Raw genomic sequence first — 19,103 nt, 5'->3', positions numbered from 1 at the left:
CGCGCCACGAGCGGGACGCCGGCCCCGCGCCCGCCTCGGCGGCCGGCACCACGCCCGGGGGCGACGCGCCGGACGGGCTCGACGACCACGACGCCTGGGACGCGCTCTCGCGCGGCGAGGACCCCTCCGACCGATGACACCCGCGCCCGCGGGACCGGCCCGCCCGGGGTCGGTCCGATAGGCTGGGCGCACTTCATGACGAAAGGCACGACCCCCATGGCCGACAAGCACCAGACCACCGAGATCGCGTACCTGCCGCCCGCGGCGCCGCCCACCAACCACGGCCACACCGTCGCCGCGTGGTTCACGATGATCGGCATCATCGTCGGCGTGCTCGTCGCCGCGGCCGGCGTCGTGGCCGCCGCTGTCTGGCTGTTCTGGGTCGGGATCGGCGTCGTCGCCCTGAGCCTCGTCATCGGTCTCGTGCTGCGCAACATGGGGTTCGGGCAGAAGCCGGTCTCCCGGTGACCCCACCGCCGTCCGCGCGAGCGGGGGGAGGCGGGGCCCTCACGGGCCCGCACCCGTCCGGTCCCGCGGCCGGCGGTCTTGGTCCCGTCCCGCGCACGGCGCTCGCGCCGCTCGCGACCGGTGCCGTCGTCGCGGCGGCGACCGTCTACGTCGCGCTCGTCGACCCCCACCGTCCCGGCCACTACCTCACGTGCCCGCTCCTGGCCCTGACCGGCCTCGCGTGCCCCGGGTGCGGCGGGCTGCGCGCGACGCACGACCTCGCCCGGCTCGACGTCGCCGGGGCCTGGGCGGCGAACCCCCTGTGGGTCCTCGTCGCCCCGCTGATCGTCGCCCTGTGGGCCGTCTGGCTCGTGCGAGCGTGGCGCGGGCGTCCCGGTCCCCGGCTCCGCGCCGGCGTCGCGTGGGCGGGGCTCGCGGTGGTCGTCGCGTTCGGCGTCCTGCGCAACGTCCCGGCGCTGACCGGCTGGCTCGGCCCCGGGGCGTGAGCGCGCCCGGCCCGTCTCGTGGGATGGGCCGTGGTCGGAGCCGGTCGGGCGCGGCCCTACGATGGCTGTACCTCCCCGTCGACGGGGTGGCCGGCCGCGCGGGCGGAGCGCGACCGGCTCGACGGCGAGGACGAGGGGACGATCACGGGGAGTGATGGGTCGATGACGGTTCTGGACGACATCGTCGCGGGCGTGCGCGAGGACCTCGCGGCGCGTCAGGCGACGACCTCGCTGGACGAGCTCAAGGCGCGCGCGGCGCGCGTGCCCGGTGCCCTCGAGTGCGTGAGCCGCCTCAAGGCCGACGACGCGGTCGCGATCATCGCCGAGGTCAAGCGGTCGAGCCCGAGCAAGGGTGCCCTGGCCTCGATCGCCGACCCGGCCCAGCTCGCGAGCGAGTACGAGAAGGGCGGCGCGTCGGCGATCTCCGTGCTGACGGAGCAGCGCCGCTTCAACGGCAGCCTCGCCGACCTGGACGCCGTCCGGGCGCGCGTCGACGTGCCGGTGCTGCGCAAGGACTTCGTCGTGACGCCGTACCAGGTCTGGGAGGCGCGCGCGCACTGCGCCGACATCGTCCTGCTCATCGTCGCCGCGCTCGAGCAGACGGTGCTCACGTCGCTCGTCGAGCGCGTGCACTCCCTCGGCATGACGGCGCTCGTCGAGGTCCACACGCTCGAGGAGGTCAGCCGCGCGCTCGACGCCGGGGCGCGCGTCATCGGCGTCAACTCGCGCGACCTCAAGACGCTCGACGTCGACCGCACGACGTTCGCCCGGCTGGCGCCGGCCATCCCCGACGACGTCGTGCGCGTCGCGGAGTCGGGCGTGCGGGGGCCCCACGACGTCATGGACTACGCGCGCTCCGGCGCCCACGCCGTGCTCGTCGGCGAGGCGCTCGTGACCGACGACGCGCCGCGCGCCTCGGTCGCCGACCTCGTCGCCGCCGGGGCGCACCCGTCGCTGTGGTCCGTGCGGCCCTGAGCCTGCCGACCCCCGGTCCCGCACCTCAGGCGCCGCGCCCCGCCCACCAGCCCACCCACCCCGCAGGAGGTCCGGCCCCGTGCCCGACTCGACACCCACCACGTCCGCGGCCGACGCCGTGCCGTCCGGCGGCGCCGACGAGGCCGAGCGCTCGGTGCGCAGCGGTCTGACGCGCTCCCTCGCGAACCACGAGGGCCCGTACTTCGGGGAGTTCGGCGGCCGCTTCGTGCCCGAGGCGCTCGTCGCGGCGCTCGACGAGCTCGAGACCGAGTACCGCAAGGCGCTCGACGACCCGGACTTCGTCGGCGAGCTGGCGCGCCTGCAGCGCGAGTACACGGGACGTCCGAGCCCTCTCACGGAGGTGCCGCGCTTCGCCGAGCACATGGGCGGCGCGCCGGGCGCCGTGCGCGTCCTCCTCAAGCGCGAGGACCTCAACCACACCGGCTCGCACAAGATCAACAACGTCCTGGGGCAGGCCCTGCTCGTCAAGCGCATGGGCAAGACGCGCGTCATCGCCGAGACCGGCGCGGGCCAGCACGGCGTGGCGACCGCGACGGCCGCGGCGCTGCTCGACCTCGAGTGCGTCGTGTACATGGGCGAGGAGGACACGCGGCGCCAGGCGCTCAACGTCGCCCGGATGCGCCTGCTCGGCGCGGAGGTCGTCCCCGTGACGATCGGGCAGCGCACGCTCAAGGACGCCATCAACGAGGCGCTGCGCGACTGGGTCGCGAACGTCGACACCACGCACTACCTGCTCGGCACGGTGACGGGGCCGCACCCGTTCCCCGAGATGGTGCGCGAGTTCCACCGGGTCATCGGCGAGGAGGCGCGCACGCAGGTGCTCGACCGGGTCGGTCGGCTGCCCGACGTGGTCGCCGCGTGCGTTGGCGGCGGCTCGAACGCGCTCGGCATCTTCAACGCGTTCCTCGACGACGACGGCGTCGAGCTGTACGGGTTCGAGGCCGGCGGCGAGGGCGTCGGGACGGGCCGGCACGCCGCCCGGTTCAGCGGGGGAGCACCCGGGGTGCTGCACGGCGCCCGCTCCTACCTGCTGCAGGACGAGGACGGCCAGACGCTGCCGAGCCACTCCGTGTCGGCCGGGCTGGACTACCCGAGCGTCGGCCCCGCGCACGCGTGGCTGCACGACCTCGGTCGCGCGACCTACCAGCCCGTGACCGACGACGAGGCGATGGAGGCGTTCCGTCTCCTGTGCCGCACCGAGGGCATCATCCCGGCCATCGAGTCGGCGCACGCCCTCGCGGGTGCGCTGCGGATCGGGCGCGAGGCCGTCGCGGCGGGCCGCGAGGACCTCGTGCTCCTCGTCAACCTGTCGGGGCGCGGGGACAAGGACGTGGCGACCGCCGCGCGGTGGTTCGACCTCGTGGACGACGACGCGATCGCCGAGACGGCGACGGGCACGGAGGGGGAGCTGTGAACGGCGTGCAGGAACAGCCGCGCACGGGGACGCAGGGACGGTCGCGCACCGCGGAGCGCCTCGCCGAGCTGCGCGAGGAGGGCAGGGCCGCGCTCGTCGGCTACCTGCCGGTCGGGTTCCCGACCGTCGAGCGCTCGGTCGAGGCCGCGCTGGCGCTCGTCGACGCCGGGATGGACGTCCTCGAGCTGGGCATCCCGTACACCGACCCGGTGATGGACGGCCCGGTGATCCAGGCCGCCGCGCAGACGGCGCTCGACGCGGGCGTCCGCGTCCCGGACGTCTTCCGCGTCGTGGACGCCGTGACCACGCGCACGGACGGCCGCGTCCCGGTGCTCGTCATGACGTACTGGAACCCGGTGCTGCGCTACGGCGTCGACGCGTTCGCGCGCGACCTCGCGGCGGCGGGCGGCGCCGGGCTCATCACGCCGGACCTCATCCCCGACGAGGGGAGCGAGTGGGTCGACGCGGCGGACCGGCACGGTCTCGACCGCGTCTTCCTCGTGGCGCCCAGCTCGACGCCCGACCGCCTGCGCCTGACGGTGCAGGCGTCGCGCGGGTTCGTCTACGCCGCGTCCACCATGGGCGTGACCGGCGAGCGTACCCAGGTCGGGCCGCGCGCAGAGCAGCTCGTGACCGACACGCGCGCCGCGGGCGCGCCGTTCGTGTGCGTCGGTCTCGGCGTGTCGACGGGCGAGCAGGCGGCCGAGGTCGCCCGGTTCGCCGACGGGGTCATCGTCGGCTCCGCCTTCGTGCGCCCCCTGCTCGGGGACGAGCCGTGGGAGGAGCGCCTCGACGCGCTCCGCGGGGTCGCGACGTCGCTCGTCGACGGGGTCCGGCGCGTGCGCCGGACGGTCGACGGGCCGCCGGACGCCGGACGGACCGCCGGCACGGCCGTCGGCGAGGTGGTCGCATGAGCGCCGCGACCGCCGTCGAGCAGCTGACGGCCTGGGCCGCGGGCGTCCCCGCCGCCGGGGTCGTCCCCGCCGCGATCCCCAGCCCGCCGCAGCACACCTGGTACCTCGGGCCCTTCCCGCTGCGCGCCTACGCGCTCGCGATCCTCGCCGGGATCGTGGTCGCGCTGTGGCTCACGCGACGGCGCTGGGTCGAGCGCGGCGGCGAGGCCGACGACGTGCTCGAGATCGCGTTCTGGGCCGTGCCCTTCGGCATCGTCGGCGGCCGGCTCTACCACGTGTTCTCGACGCCGGACCCGTACTGGGGCCCGGGCGGCGACCCCGTGCGCGCGCTGTACGTCTGGGAGGGAGGCCTCGGCATCTGGGGCGCGGTGGCGCTCGGCGCGGTCGGCGCCTACATCGGCTGCCGCCGCCAGCAGGTGAGCTTCCCGGCGTTCGCCGACGCGCTCGCCCCCGGGCTGCTGCTCGCCCAGGCCGTGGGCCGCCTCGGGAACTGGTTCAACCAGGAGCTCTTCGGCGCGCCCACCATGCTCCCGTGGGGCCTGCGCGTCGACGACAGCGTCGCGGCGGCCGCCGGGGCCGGCTACCCGCCGGGCACCCTGTTCCACCCCACGTTCCTGTACGAGATGCTCTGGAACGTCGGCGCCGCCCTGCTCCTGATCTACCTGGACCGTCGGTTCCGGCTCGGTCACGGTCGGGTATTCTGGCTCTACGTTCTCGTCTACACGCTCGGTCGTGTGTGGATCGAGATGTTGCGCATCGACGAGGCCGAGCTCGTCCTCGGTCTCCGGCTGAACGTCTGGACGTCGATCGTGGTCGGCCTCGGTGCGCTGGCAGCGTTCGTGCTCGTCGGACGCCGCCACCCCGGACGCGAGGAGACGGTGCTGCTCGGCGATCGCCGCGAGGCGACGGCGGAGCAGGATCCCGAGACGGCGCCCACCACGGGGTCCGCGGTGCCGGTCGCGAGGTCGACCGACGCCGAGGGCACCGAGAACACCGAGGACTCCGACGACGCGGAGGAGTCCGAGCAGGCGGATGCCGCACGACCAGACCCCGGTCGGTAGGCATCCGTCATTCACCGACGAACCCCGGGGAACCACCCGGCGGGTTCCGTCATGTCCGTAGGGCCGAAGACGTCCCGAAACCCCCCAGCTGGAACCAGCCCGGCCGCTCGCGGCCGGGCGCCTGTGAGGACGGTGTTGATGACCACGCCGCAGTATCGGGACGCGCACCGGGCACCTGCCCTGTCCGCCCCTCCCACGGCTCACGGTCTGTACGACCCCGCCGCCGAGCACGACGCCTGCGGTGTCGCCTTCGTGGCGACGCTGCGCGGGACGCCCGGGCGCGACATCGTTGACGCGGGGCTGACGGCCCTGCTCAACCTCGACCACCGCGGCGCCGTCGGCGCCGAGGAGAACAGCGGCGACGGCGCCGGGATCCTCACGCAGATCCCGGACGCCTTCGTGCGCGACGTCGTCGACGCGGAGCTGCCTCCCGCCGGCCACTACGCGATCGGCACCGCCTTCCTGCCCCAGGACGAGGACGCGGCGGCCGCCGCGGTCCGCGGCGTCGAGGCCATCGCCGCGGAGGAGAAGCTCGACGTCCTCGCGTGGCGCGACGTGCCGGTGACCGCCGACCTCGTCGGCCCGTCGGCCCGCGCCTCGATGCCCGTGTTCCGCCAGCTCGTCGTCGCGGACCCGGCGCGCGAGCTCGCCGGCCTGGACCTCGACCGCCGCGCCTACCGCCTGCGCAAGCGCGCGGAGAACGAGCTCGGCCTGTTCTTCGCGTCCCTGTCCGCGCGGACGCTCACCTACAAGGGGATGCTCACGACGGCGCAGCTCGAGCCGTTCTTCCCCGACCTGTCCGACCCGCGGTACGCGAGCGAGATCGCGCTCGTGCACTCGCGGTTCTCGACGAACACGTTCCCGTCGTGGCCGCTCGCGCAGCCGTTCCGGATGATCGCGCACAACGGCGAGATCAACACCGTGCGGGGCAACCGCAACTGGATGGCTGCCCGCGAGGGCACGCTCGCCTCCGACGCGCTGGGCGACCTCGCACCGCTGCTGCCCGTGTGCTCCGAGGGCTCGAGCGACTCCGCGAGCTTCGACGAGGTGCTCGAGCTGCTGCACCTGTCGGGGCGGCCGCTGCCGCACGCGGTGCTCATGATGATCCCGGAGGCGTGGGAGAACCACGCCGCCATGGACCCGGACCTGCGCGCCTTCTACGAGTACCACGCGGCGCTCATGGAGCCGTGGGACGGCCCGGCGTGCCTGAACTTCACCGACGGCACGCTCATCGGTGCGGTGCTCGACCGCAACGGCCTGCGGCCGGGGCGCTACTGGGTGACCGAGGACGGGCTCGTCGTGCTCGCGAGCGAGGCCGGCGTCCTCGACCTCGACCCGGCGACGATCGTCCGCAAGGGCCGGCTAGAGCCGGGCCGCATGTTCCTCGTCGACACCGGCCAGGGCCGGATCATCGAGGACGAGGAGATCAAGGCGCAGCTCGCCGCGCAGCGGCCCTACGCGCGCTGGGTCGCCGAGAACTCGGTGTACCTCGACCAGCTCCCGGAGCGCGAGCACGTCGCGCACAGCCCGGCCTCCGTGCAGCGGCGCCAGCGCGCGTTCGGCTACACCGAGGAGGAGCTCAAGGTCATCCTCACGCCGATGGGCAGCACGGGTGCCGAGCCGCTCGGCGCGATGGGCACCGACACGCCGATCGCGGTGCTCTCGCAGCGCCCGCGCCTGCTCTTCGACTACTTCACGCAGATGTTCGCTCAGGTGACGAACCCGCCGCTCGACGCGATCCGCGAGGAGCTCGTCACGTCGATCGGCGGCGCGATCGGGCCCGAGCCGAACCTGCTCGTCGACACGCCGGAGCACGCGCGCAAGCTCGTGCTGCCGTTCCCGGTGCTGGACAACGACCAGCTCGCGAAGATCATCCGCGTCGACAAGGACCCCCGGCTGGCCGGGATCTTCCGCGCGGTCACGGTCAAGGGCCTGTATCGCGTGGCCGGCGGGGGAGAGGCGCTGCTCGAGCGCCTCGACGAGATCTTCGCCGAGGTCGACGCGCACGTGGAGGCCGGCGCGAGCTTCATCGTGCTGTCCGACCGCGACTCCGACTCGGACCTCGCGCCGATCCCGTCCCTCCTGCTGTCGAGCGCCGTGCACCACCACCTGCTGCGCCGGCACACCCGCACCCAGGTGTCGCTCGTCGTCGAGGCGGGCGACGTGCGCGAGACGCACCACGTCGCGCTCCTCATCGGCTACGGCGCGGCCGCGGTCAACCCGTACCTGGCGATGGAGACCGTCGAGGACCTCGCCCGCCGCGGGTACCTCCCGGTCGACCCGGAGAAGGCGGTCGCCAACCTCATCAAGGCGCTCGGCAAGGGCGTGCTCAAGGTCATGAGCAAGATGGGCATCTCGACCATCTCCTCCTACCGCGGCGCGCAGGTTTTCGAGGCCGTCGGGCTCTCGCACGACCTCGTGCGCGACTACTTCGCCGGGACGACGTCGCGGCTCGGCGGCGTCGGGCTCGACGTCATCGCGGCCGAGGTCGCGGCGCGCCACGCCGAGGCGTACCCGGCGTCGGGCAACCACCAGCCGCACGTGCGCCTCACGACGGGCGGCGAGTACCAGTGGCGCCGGGACGGCGAGGAGCACCTCTTCGACCCGGAGACGGTGTTCCGCCTCCAGCACTCGACGCGCGAGCGCCGCTTCGACATCTTCCGCCAGTACACGCACCGGGTCGACGAGCAGTCGTCGCGCCTCATGACGCTGCGCGGGCTCCTCGCGCTGCGCGAGGGCGAACGCCCTGCGGTGCCGCTCGACGAGGTCGAGCCGGTGAGCGAGATCGTCAAGCGGTTCAACACGGGCGCGATGTCCTACGGCTCCATCTCGGCCGAGGCGCACGAGACGCTCGCGGTCGCGATGAACCGGCTCGGCGGCCGGTCCAACACGGGCGAGGGCGGCGAGGACCCCGAGCGCCTGTACGACCCGGAGCGCCGCTCGAAGGTCAAGCAGATCGCGTCGGGCCGCTTCGGCGTCACGAGCGAGTACCTGACGAACGCGGACGACATCCAGATCAAGCTCGCGCAGGGCGCCAAGCCCGGCGAGGGCGGCCAGCTGCCCGGGCACAAGGTGTACCCGTGGGTGGCGAAGACGCGGCACTCGACGCCGGGCGTCGGTCTCATCTCGCCGCCGCCGCACCACGACATCTACTCGATCGAGGACCTCGCGCAGCTCATCCACGACGCGAAGAACGCGAACCCGTCGGCGCGCATCCACGTCAAGCTCGTCTCCGAGTTCGGCGTCGGCACGGTCGCCACCGGCGTGTCCAAGGCGCACGCGGACGTCGTGCTCATCTCGGGCCACGACGGCGGCACGGGCGCGAGCCCGCTGACGTCGCTCAAGCACGCGGGCACGCCGTGGGAGATCGGCCTGGCCGAGACCCAGCAGACGCTCGTGCTCAACAACCTGCGCGACCGCATCGTCGTGCAGGTGGACGGGCAGATGAAGACGGGGCGCGACGTCGTCGTGGCGGCGTTGCTCGGGGCCGAGGAGTTCGGCTTCGCGACGGCCCCGATGGTCGTGTCCGGCTGCATCATGATGCGCGTGTGCCACCTGGACACGTGCCCGGTGGGCGTCGCGACGCAGAACCCCGAGCTCCGGGCGCGGTTCACGGGCAAGCCCGAGTTCGTCGTGAACTTCTTCGAGTTCATCGCCGAGGAGGTGCGCGAGTACCTGGCGCGCCTCGGCTTCCGCACGCTCGAGGAGGCCGTGGGCCACGTCGAGCTGCTCGACACCCGCAAGGCCGTCGACCACTGGAAGGCGCAGGGCCTCGACCTCGGTCCCGTGCTCGAGAAGCCGGTGCCCGTCGAGGGCTCGTCGCTGCGCAACACGACGACGCAGGACCACGGCCTCGACAAGGCCCTGGACAACCAGCTCGTCGCGCTCGCGGCGGACGCCCTCGAGCGGCGCGAGCCCGTGCGCATCGCCCTGCCGGTGCGCAACGTCAACCGCACGGTCGGCACGATGCTCGGCCACGAGGTGACCAAGCGCTACCGCGGCGAGGGCCTGCCCGACGACACGATCGACGTCACGCTCACCGGCTCGGCGGGCCAGTCGTTCGGGGCCTTCGTCCCGCGCGGCGTCACGCTGCGCCTGTTCGGCGACGCGAACGACTACGTCGGCAAGGGCCTGTCCGGCGGGCGCATCGTGGTGCGGCCCGACCGCAACGCGGTCCTCACCGGGTCGAGCAACGTCATCGCCGGCAACGTCATCGGCTATGGCGCGACGTCGGGGGAGATCCTCCTGCGCGGCCGCGTCGGCGAGCGCTTCGGCGTGCGCAACTCCGGCGCGACGCTCGTCGTGGAGGGCGTGGGCGACCACGCGTGCGAGTACATGACGGGTGGGACGGTCGTCGTCCTCGGGCCGACGGGTCGCAACTTCGGCGCCGGCATGTCCGGCGGCACGGCGTACGTCCTCGACCTGCGCGAAGAGGCCGTCAACACGAGCGCCCTCTCGACCGGCGAGCTGGGCCTCGGCCCGCTCGAGGACGACGAGGTCGCGCTCGTCGAGACCCTCGTGCGCCGCCACCACGACGAGACCGGCTCGCCGCTCGCGGCCGAGCTCCTCGCCGACTTCCCCGCGGCGGCGCGACGGTTCACGCGCGTCCTGCCGACCGACTTCGCGCGCATGCGCTCCGCGCTCGACAAGGCCGAGTCGGCGGGGCTCGACCCGGCCGCGCCGGGCGTGTGGGACCAGATTCTGGAGGTGGCCCGTGGCTGACCCCCGTGGCTTTCTGAAGGTGCGGGAGCGTGAGCTCCCGCCGAACCGGCCCGTGGCCGTGCGCCTGCGCGACTGGAAGGACGTGCACGCGCACCTCGAGGAGGGCCAGGTCTTCCTCAAGGAGCAGGCGGGGCGCTGCATGGACTGCGGCATCCCGTTCTGCCACCAGGGCTGCCCGCTCGGGAACCTCATCCCCGAGTGGAACGACCTCGTGTACCGCGAGCAGTGGGTCGACGCGATCGACCGGCTCCACGCGACGAACAACTTCCCGGAGTTCACCGGTCGCGTGTGCCCGGCGCCGTGCGAGTCGAGCTGCGTGCTCGGCATCAACCAGCCGGCCGTGACGATCAAGAACGTCGAGGTGTCGATCATCGACCAGGCGTTCGCCCGCGGGTACGTGACGCCGCAGGTGCCGCAGCGCCTCACCGGCTCCACGGTCGCCGTCGTCGGGTCCGGGCCCGCCGGGCTCGCGGCCGCCCAGCAGCTCACGCGCGCCGGGCACACGGTCGCGGTCTACGAGCGGGACGACGCGATCGGCGGCCTCCTGCGCTACGGCATCCCGGACTTCAAGCTCGAGAAGTCGCACATCGACCGCCGCCTCGCCCAGATGCAGGCGGAGGGCACCCGGTTCCGCCCGGGCGTCGAGATCGGCGTCGACATCACGTGGGACGAGCTGCGGGCGCGCTTCGACGCGGTCGTGGTCGCGACCGGCGCGACCGTGCCGCGCGACCTGTCGATCCCCGGCCGCGAGCTCGGCGGGGTCCACTTCGCGATGGACTTCCTGCACCAGGCGAACGCCGTGGTGGCGGGGCGCGAGGTCCCGGACCAGATCACGGCGACGGGCAAGCACGTCGTCGTCATCGGCGGTGGCGACACGGGCTCCGACTGCCTCGGCACCTCGCTGCGCCAGGGTGCCGCGAGCGTCACGACGCTCGCCATCGGCAAGCAGCCGCCGCTCGAGCGGCCGGCGAGCCAGCCGTGGCCGACGGACCCGATCGTCTTCGAGGTCTCCTCGTCGCACGAGGAGGGCGGCGAGCGCGAGTACCTCGCCTCGACGGTCGAGTTCCTCGACGACGGCGCCGGCAACGTCCGGGCGCTGCGCGTGGCCGAGACGGAGTACCTCCCGGACGGGCGGCGCGCGCCCCGGCCGGGGACCGAGCGGGAGATCCCCGCGGACCTCGTGCTCATCGCGATGGGTTTCACGGGCCCCGAGACCGGGACGCTCACCGCGCAGGCCGCGGCCGGGCTCACGGACCGGGGGCTCGTGGCGCGCGACGACGACTTCGCGTCGACGCTGCCCGGGGTCTTCGTGGCGGGCGACGCCGGACGCGGCCAGTCGCTCATCGTGTGGGCGATCGCGGAGGGCCGGGCGGCGGCGGCGTCCGTCGACGCCTACCTCCAGGGCGGGACAGAGCTTCCGGCGCCGGTGCGAGCGAGCACCGTGTCGCTGCGCGCGTGACGTGCACCCGGCGCCGGGTTCCCGGCGCCGGGCCGATGTGCGGGGCATCCTAGGGAGGGGCACCCCGCGACGGCCGGCTCGCCGCCGGACCGACAACTAGAGGCTGGAGATATGCGCAGAGCAAAGATCGTCTGCACCATCGGACCCGCGACCGAGTCGCCGGAGCAGATCCAGGCGCTGGTCGACGCCGGCATGGACGTCGCCCGGATCAACCGGAGCCACGGCAGCGCCGAGGAGCACGAGGCCGTGTACCACGCCGTGCGCGCCGCCGCCGCGGCCTCGGGCCGCTCGGTGGCCGTGCTCGTCGACCTCCAGGGGCCGAAGATCCGGCTCGGCCGCTTCGCGAACGACGAGAAGCACTGGCTCGAGGTCGGCGACGAGTTCACGATCACGACCGAGGACGTCGTCGGCACCAAGGAGCTCGTCTCCACGACGCACAAGGGCCTGCCGGGCGACGCGCGCGTCGGCGACCCGATCCTCATCGACGACGGCAAGGTGCTCGTCCGCGTCACCGCCGTCGACGGTCCGCGCGTGGTGACGCGCGTCGAGGTCGCCGGCCCCGTCTCCAACAACAAGGGCCTCAACCTGCCCGGCGTCGCGGTCTCCGTGCCCGCGCTGTCGGACAAGGACACCGACGACCTGCGCTGGGCGCTGCGGCTCGGTACCGACTTCATCGCGCTGTCGTTCGTGCGGTCCGCGAAGGACTTCGACGACGTCAAGCGGATCATGGAGGAGGAGGGCCGCACGGTCCCCGTCGTCGCCAAGATCGAGAAGCCGCAGGCGGTCGAGAACCTCGCCGAGATCGTCGACGCGTTCGACGGCGTCATGGTCGCGCGCGGCGACCTCGCGGTGGAGCTGCCGCTCGAGCAGGTCCCGGTCGTGCAGAAGCGCATCGTCGAGCTCGCGCGTCGCAACGCCAAGCCCGTGATCGTCGCGACGCAGGTCCTCGAGTCGATGACGAACAACCCCCGCCCGACGCGCGCGGAGGCGTCCGACTGCGCCAACGCCGTGCTCGACGGCGCCGACGCGGTCATGCTCTCGGGCGAGACGAGCGTCGGGGAGTACCCGATCGTCACGGTGCAGACCATGGCGCGCATCATCGAGACGACCGAGGAGGCGGGCCGCGAGCGGATCGCCCCCCTCGGCTCGACGCCGCACACGCGCGGTGGCGCGATCACGCGCGCGGCCGCCGAGATCGGCGAGATCCTCGGTGTGAAGTACCTCGTGACGTTCACGCAGTCCGGCGACTCGGCGCGCCGCATGTCGCGCCTGCGCTCGTCGATCCCGCTCCTGGCGTTCACGCCGCAGGAGCACGTGCGCAACGTCCTGTCGCTCTCGTGGGGCACGCAGACCTACCAGGTCCCCGAGGTCGAGAACACGGACGCGATGGTCGGCCAGGTCGACACGACGCTCCAGGCCAACGGCCTGGCCGAGGTCGGCGACCTCGTCGTGGTCGTCTCGGGCGCGCCGGTGGGCCAGCCCGGCACGACGAACTCGATCCTCGTGCACAAGATCGGCGACCACTCCGACACCCGGAAGTGACGCCGCGGCGTCCGTGAGGGCGCTCGAGCCGATGCCCGGGTGGCGCACCGCACGGTGCACCACCCGGGCATCGCCGTCCCCGCGGCACCTGCCGGTCCCGGGTGCGGCGCCGCGCCGTCACCGGCCGTACGCCCGGCGTCCACCTGGGGGCGCTACCCTCGCCCGTCCCGACTTCCCGACCCCAGGAGCAGCGTGTCCCACCCGACCACGACGCCCGACCCGCTCCTCGCGGCGAGCCGGGCGCCCGCGCCGCGGACGCTCCTCGACGTGCTCGCCGCCACCGCGCAGGCGCACCCGCACGCCCCGGCGATCGACGACGGCACCGTGCTGACCTATGCCGAGATGCTGCGCGAGGTCGCGGCCCGCGCGTCCCGGCTCGTGGAGCAGGGCGTCGGCCCGGGGGAGCGGGTCGGGGTCCGTGCGACGTCCGGCCGCGCGGACCTCTACCTGTCGATCCTCGCGGTGCTCACCGCGGGGGCGGCGTACGTCCCGGTCGACAAGGACGACCCCGAGGAGCGGGCGGAGCTCGTCTTCACGGAGGCCGGCGTGCGCGCCGTCCTCGGGGACGACGCGCGCCTCGCCGTGCCGCCGGGCGCGGCGCCGGGGGCGCGCGCCGGCGAGCGGCCCGGGCTCGAGGACGACGCGTGGGTGATCTTCACGTCGGGCTCGACGGGGACGCCCAAGGGCGTCGCGGTGACGCACCGCAGCGCCGCGGCGTTCGTCGACGCCGAGGCGCGGATCTTCCAGCGCGACGCGCCGCTCGGCCCGGGGGACCGCGTGCTCGCCGGTCTGTCGGTCGCGTTCGACGCGTCGTGCGAGGAGATGTGGCTCGCGTGGCGGCACGGGGCGTGCCTCGTCCCCGCCCCGCGCTCGCTCGTCCGCACGGGTGCCGACCTCGGGCCCTGGATCGCCGAGCAGGGCATCACCGTGGTCTCCACCGTCCCGACCCTCGCCGGGCTCCTGCCGCCCGAGACGCTGCGCTCGGTGCGGCTGCTCATCTTCGGCGGGGAGGCGTGCCCGCCCGAGCTCGCCGCCCGGCTGGCCGTCCCGGGCCGCGAGGTGTGGAACACGTACGGGCCCACGGAGGCGACGGTGGTCGCGTGCGCGGCCCCGCTGGGCGGCGACGGGCCGGTCCGCATCGGCCTGCCGCTCGACGGCTGGGACCTCGCCGTCGTCGGCCCCGACGGTGCGCCGGTCCCGCCGGGCGGCACGGGCGAGCTCGTCATCGGGGGCGTGGGCCTCGCGCGCTACCTCGACCCCGCGAAGGACGCGGAGAAGTACGCACCGCACCCGGGGCTGGGGTGGGAGCGCGCGTACCGCAGCGGCGACCTCGTCGTGCGCGACGACGCGGGGCTGCTGTTCGTCGGCCGCGCCGACGACCAGGTGAAGGTCGGTGGCCGCCGCATCGAGCTCGGCGAGATCGACGCCGCGCTGCTGGGCCTCGACGGCGTGAGCGCCGCCGCGAGCGCGGTGCGCCGGTCGGACGCGGGCAACCAGGTGCTGGTCGGCTACCTGGTACCCGACCCGGCCCGCACCGAGCCGCTGGACGCGCGCGCGAGCGTGGAGGCCCTGCGCCACACGCTGCCCGCCGCGCTCGTGCCGCTGCTCGCGGTGGTCGAGGAGATCCCGACCCGCACCTCGGGCAAGGTCGACCGGGACGCCCTGCCCTGGCCGCTGCCCGAGGGCGCGCAGCTCGCGGCGGAGTCGCGTGCGACGGAGGACGACGCACCGCTGACCGCGACCGAGGAGTGGGTCGCGCAGGTGTGGCACGACGTGCTGGGCGTGGCTCCGCAGGTCGCCGACGACGACTTCTTCGAGCTCGGCGGGGGGAGCCTCACGGCGGCGCAGGTCGTCTCGGCGCTGCGCAGCCGCCTGCCGAGCCTCACCGTGGCCGACCTGTACGACAACCCGTCGGTCGGCGAGCTCGCCGCGCTCGTCGAGCGCGAGGCCGCGGACGCGGACCGTCCCGCCGGCTCGGCCGGCACCCCGGGGCCGGCGGCCGAGCCGGCCCTCCCGGTCGGGCGTCGTGCCCAGGCGGTGCAGCTGCTCGTCGTGCTCGCGCTGCGCACGGTGGCGGGCCTGCGCTGGCTCACGGGCGTGGCGGCGGTCAACAACGTCCTCGCGGCGACGACGTCGCTCCCGTTCGTCCACCCCGTCTCGTGGTGGTGGGTCGTGGCCGGGTGGCTCGTGCTCGTGAGCCCGCCGGGGCGCCTGCTCCTCGCGGCGGGCGGGGCGCGGCTGCTCCTGCGAGGGGTGCGCCCGGGGCGCTACCCGCGCGGCGGCGGCGTGCACCTGCGGCTGTGGGCCGCGGAGGGCCTGGTCGGCGCGGCGGGCGGCGTGACGGTCGCCGGGGCGCCGCTCGTCGGCCTCTACGCCCGGCTCCTCGGCGCGAAGGTCGGCCCGCGGGTCGAGCTCCACACGCTCCCGCCGGTGACGGGCATGCTCACCCTCGGTGCAGGGTGCGCCGTCGAGCCGGAGGTGGACCTGTCGGGGTACTGGCTCGACGGGGACACGCTGCACCTGGGCCCGGTCCGGGTCGGAGCAGGCGCGACGGTCGGCGCGCGGTCGACGCTGCTGCCCGGGGCGCGGATCGGCAAGGGCGCGGACGTGGCGGCCGGCTCCTGCGTCTCCGGCCGCGTGGGCGCGCGGGAGTACTGGGCGGGGTCGCCGGCCGTGCGGGTGCGCAGCGAGGTGCGGCACCCGTGGCCGGACGAGCGCCCGCCCCGCCGACGGCGGTGGGCGCTCGCGTACGGCCTCAGCGGGGTCGCGCTGAGCCTCCTGCCGGTCGTGGCCGTCGCGACGGGCCTGCTCGTGCTCGTCGCAGGCGTCCCGCTCACGGGCCCCTCGACGGCGCTCCCCGCGCTGCTCGGCCCGCTCGCGGCGTGGCTCCCCGTGGCGACGCTCGCCGCCGCCGCGACGTACGCGCTGCTGACCCTCGCCTGCGTCCGGCTGCTCTCCCTCGGCCTGCGCGAGGGGTTCCACGCCGCGCACAGCCGCCAGGGCTGGCAGGCGTGGGTCACGCAGCGGCTCATGGACTCCGCGCGCACGACCCTGTTCCCGCTCTACTCGAGCGTCGTGACGCCCGCGTGGCTGCGGCTGCTCGGCGCCCGCGTGGGGCGTGACGTCGAGGCGTCGACGGTCGTGGGGCTGCCGTCCATGATGGAGGTCGCGCGGGGCGCCTTCCTCGCGGACGACACGATGGTCGCGCCCTACGAGCTCGGCGGCGGGTGGGTCCGCGTCGCGCGGGCGCGCGTCGGCAAGCGGGCGTTCCTCGGCAACTCCGGGATCACCGCCCCGGGGCGGTCGGTGCCCAAGAACGGGCTCGTCGCGGTCCTGTCCGCCGCGCCCCCGAAGGCCCGGTCGGGCTCCTCGTGGCTCGGCAGCCCGCCGACGCGCCTGCGCCGCGTCGTGTCCGGGGGCGCGGACGAGTCGCGCACCTTCTCGCCGCCCGCGCGGCTGCTCGTGGCGCGCGGCGCGTTCGAGGCGCTGCGGTGGACGGCGCTCGTGTGCTCGGCGGCGCTCGCCGTCGCCGTCGTGCTCGTGAGCCAGCTCGTCGTGGACGCCGCCGGCTGGGGGACGGCGGCGCTCGCGTCCGGTGTCGTCCTGCTCGCCGCCGGAGTCGTCGGGGCGGCCCTGACGACGGCGGTGAAGTGGGCGCTCGTCGGGCGGTTCAGCGCTGGCGACCACCCCCTGTGGAGCTCGTTCGTGTGGCGCAACGAGCTCCAGGACACGTTCGTGGAGACCGTCGCGGCGCCGTGGTTCGCCGAGCACGTCTACGGCACGCCGCTGCTCACGGCGTGGCTGCGCTCGCTCGGCGCCCGCGTCGGCCGCGGCGTGTGGTGCGAGACGTACTGGCTCCCCGAGGCCGACCTGGTCCACCTCGACGACGGCGCGACCGTCGGGAGGGGGTGCGTGCTGCAGACCCACCTGTTCCACGACCGGGTGATGAGCCTCGGCACGGTGCACGTGGGCACGGGCGCGTCCGTCGGGCCGCACGGCGTCGTCCTGCCGGCGTCCGTCGTGGCCGAGGGCGCGCGCGTCGGGCCGGCCTCCCTCGTGATGCGCGGCGAGGTCGTGCCCGCGGGCTCGCGGTGGCACGGCAACCCGATCGTGCCGTGGACGGGCGACGACGCCTGAGGTCGGCGACGGTGGTCCGACCCCCGTCGCGTACGATGCGGCGCACCTGACCCTGGAGGACTGCGGAACGTGGCACCCCGTCATCACCCGAACGCGCCCGACCCCTACGCCCCGCACCGCGGGTCGAGCGAGCACCACGTCGACCGCTACGGGCTCGAGCTGACGTACCGCGTGCGGCCGAACCGCCTCGACGGGGTCGCGACGCTCGACGTCGTGCTCGACGCCGACGTCGACGTGGTCGAGCTCGACCTCGTGCACCTGCGGGCGTCGCGCGTCGTGCTCGACGGGCGGCCGGCGCGCTTCTCGCACTCCGGGGACCGGCTGCGCGTGCGGCTCGGCCGCACGGCGGCCCGCGGCACGAGGCTGCGGCTCGAGATCGCCTACGGCGGTCGCCCGCGCCCGTCCATCGGGCCGTGGGGCGACGTGGGCTGGGAGGAGCTCACCGAGGGCTCGCTCGTCGCGGGGCAGCCCGACGGCGCGCCCACGTGGTTCCCGTGCAACGACACCCCGGCGCACAAGGCGACGTTCGAGATCACGGTGACGGCGGACGCCGGGTACGTCGTGGCGGCCAACGGGCCGCTGCTCGACGTCGCGCGCCGGGCCTCGACGCGCACCTGGAGGTTCGGCCCGACCGCGCCCATGTGCACGTACCTCGCCACCGTGGTCGTGGGCCGGTTCGACGAGATCGACCTCGTCCCGGCCGACGAGGCACCGCGAGCGGTCCCGCAGAGCGCCCTCGTGCACGCGGCGCAGCGCGAGGACGCCCGCGCGGACCTCGGCCGGCACGCCGCCGTCGTGCGGGCGTTCGAGGAGAGGTTCGGGCCGTACCCGTTCGACGAGGGCTACCGCGTCGTGGTGACCGAGGACGAGCTCGAGATCCCGCTCGAGGCGCAGGGGTTGTCCGTCTTCGGCGCGAACCACGTCGACGGCGAGGGGACGTGGGACCGGCTGGTCGCGCACGAGCTCGCGCACCAGTGGTTCGGCAACAGCGTGTCCGTCGCGCGGTGGCAGGACATCTGGCTCAACGAGGGCTTCGCGTGCTACGCCGAGTGGCTGTGGTCCGAGGCGGACGGCCGCGAGAGTGCGGACGCGCACGCGCGGTCGGCCCACGCGCGCCTTTCCTCGCTCGACCAGGACCTCGTCCTCGCCGATCCCGGCCCCGACCTGATGTTCGACGACCGGCTCTACAAGCGCGGCGCCCTCACGCTGCACGCGGTGCGCCTCTCGCTCGGCGACGACGTGTTCTTCCCGCTCCTGCGCCGGTGGACGCAGGAGCACCGCCACGCGTCGGTCACGACGGACGACCTGCGGGACCTCGTGCGCGACGCGCGCGGCGACCTCGACCCCCTGCTCGACGCCTGGCTGCTCGACGCGGCGCTGCCGGAGCTGCCCGCCGCGCCCTGACCGTGCCGCCGCGCCGCCCGGTCGGCGGGAGCGGTGCCGCGCGCGGCGGCCGGCTCAGCGCGGCAGCACCGCCACCGCGCCGACGTGGTCGCGGCCGAGGCTCGCGAGGTCGGCGTCGGCGAGGTCGCGGAGCGTGAGCTGGTCGGCCGGCCCGACACCGAGCCACGGGGGAGCGAGGAGCAGCGCGGGCGGCTCGTCGGGTCCCGCGACCACGAGCTCCGCGGGCGGGACGACGAGACCGTGCCCCGTCGCCTTGAGCAGCGCCTCCTTGCGGACCCAGGTGCGCGCCAGCGCACGCGGACCGGCGGCGGCCTCGCGCGGGTGCAGGAGCACGTCCGCGACCGGCGCGGCGCCCACCGCGGCGACGGACTCGACGTCGACGCCCACCGGGCCCTCGTCGGAGACGGCGACGGCGAGGAGGCCGGGCGCCGTGCTCACGGAGACGTGCAGGCCGGCCGCGAGCGCGGCCGCGAGCTCGGGCTTGCCGTGACCGGTCGCGCC

At 74.8% G+C, this 19,103-nt stretch carries 12 protein-coding genes; 11 read left to right on the top strand and 1 reads right to left on the bottom strand.

Going from position 1 to position 19,103, the window contains the following annotated elements; all coding sequences use genetic code 11:
- Positions 1 to 216: 216 nt before the first annotated feature.
- From JZ5iCDA_RS08185 to JZ5iCDA_RS08135, 11 genes are all read left to right on the top strand, one after another.
- Entirely contained in the window at positions 217 to 468 is a 252-nt protein-coding gene (locus JZ5iCDA_RS08185) for an HGxxPAAW family protein (protein ID WP_069386727.1), read from the top strand.
- Positions 465 to 953 carry a DUF2752 domain-containing protein gene (locus JZ5iCDA_RS08180; RefSeq protein ID WP_069386726.1) on the top strand — a complete coding sequence of 163 codons (489 nt, stop codon included), beginning with the start codon at positions 465 to 467 and terminating at the stop codon, positions 951 to 953. Before JZ5iCDA_RS08185 ends, JZ5iCDA_RS08180 begins: the two co-directional genes overlap by 4 nt.
- Before the next feature lie 162 nt (positions 954 to 1,115).
- The gene (trpC, locus tag JZ5iCDA_RS08175) at positions 1,116 to 1,928 is read left to right on the top strand and encodes an indole-3-glycerol phosphate synthase TrpC (protein ID WP_069386725.1); all 813 of its coding nucleotides are present in this window, start codon (positions 1,116 to 1,118) and stop codon (positions 1,926 to 1,928) included.
- A 118-nt stretch (positions 1,929 to 2,046) separates the two neighbouring features.
- On the top strand, positions 2,047 to 3,363 hold the full coding sequence (trpB, locus tag JZ5iCDA_RS08170) for a tryptophan synthase subunit beta (protein WP_171905322.1): 1,317 nt from the start codon (positions 2,047 to 2,049) through the stop codon (positions 3,361 to 3,363).
- Positions 3,360 to 4,277, top strand: coding sequence for a tryptophan synthase subunit alpha (gene trpA / locus JZ5iCDA_RS08165; RefSeq protein ID WP_436967395.1), 918 nt, complete (start codon positions 3,360 to 3,362; stop codon positions 4,275 to 4,277). Before trpB ends, trpA begins: the two co-directional genes overlap by 4 nt.
- Positions 4,274 to 5,338 (top strand): prolipoprotein diacylglyceryl transferase, encoded by a 1,065-nt coding sequence (gene lgt, locus JZ5iCDA_RS08160; RefSeq protein ID WP_083259801.1) that lies wholly within the window; start codon positions 4,274 to 4,276, stop codon positions 5,336 to 5,338. Before trpA ends, lgt begins: the two co-directional genes overlap by 4 nt.
- 138 nt (positions 5,339 to 5,476) lie before the next feature.
- A complete protein-coding gene (gene gltB, locus JZ5iCDA_RS08155) occupies positions 5,477 to 10,060 on the top strand; it encodes a glutamate synthase large subunit (protein WP_069386724.1) in 4,584 nt (1,527 codons plus the stop codon).
- Positions 10,053 to 11,519, top strand: a complete 1,467-nt coding sequence (locus JZ5iCDA_RS08150; RefSeq protein WP_069386723.1) for a glutamate synthase subunit beta — start codon at positions 10,053 to 10,055, stop codon at positions 11,517 to 11,519. The genes gltB and JZ5iCDA_RS08150 overlap by 8 nt, the downstream gene beginning before the upstream one ends.
- A gap of 111 nt (positions 11,520 to 11,630) precedes the next feature.
- On the top strand, positions 11,631 to 13,061 hold the full coding sequence (gene pyk / locus JZ5iCDA_RS08145; protein WP_069386722.1) for a pyruvate kinase: 1,431 nt from the start codon (positions 11,631 to 11,633) through the stop codon (positions 13,059 to 13,061).
- 192 nt (positions 13,062 to 13,253) lie between these two features.
- Entirely contained in the window at positions 13,254 to 17,198 is a 3,945-nt protein-coding gene (locus tag JZ5iCDA_RS08140) for a Pls/PosA family non-ribosomal peptide synthetase (protein ID WP_069386721.1), read from the top strand.
- A 69-nt stretch (positions 17,199 to 17,267) separates the two neighbouring features.
- Complete coding sequence (locus JZ5iCDA_RS08135; RefSeq protein WP_069386720.1) at positions 17,268 to 18,602, top strand: M1 family metallopeptidase; 1,335 nt, start codon at positions 17,268 to 17,270, stop codon at positions 18,600 to 18,602.
- 54 nt (positions 18,603 to 18,656) lie between these two features.
- On the opposite strand, the gene JZ5iCDA_RS08130 is transcribed toward JZ5iCDA_RS08135, so the two are convergent.
- Positions 18,657 to 19,103: 4'-phosphopantetheinyl transferase family protein (locus JZ5iCDA_RS08130; RefSeq protein ID WP_139123025.1), on the bottom strand; the 447-nt coding region annotated here is incomplete at its 5' end.

The organism is Cellulosimicrobium cellulans, assembly GCF_001722485.1.
In the GTDB taxonomy this organism is placed as follows: domain Bacteria; phylum Actinomycetota; class Actinomycetes; order Actinomycetales; family Cellulomonadaceae; genus Cellulosimicrobium; species Cellulosimicrobium cellulans_A.
Note: the sequence above shows the minus strand (reverse complement) of the source record. Positions and strands in the feature narration are given on the sequence as shown.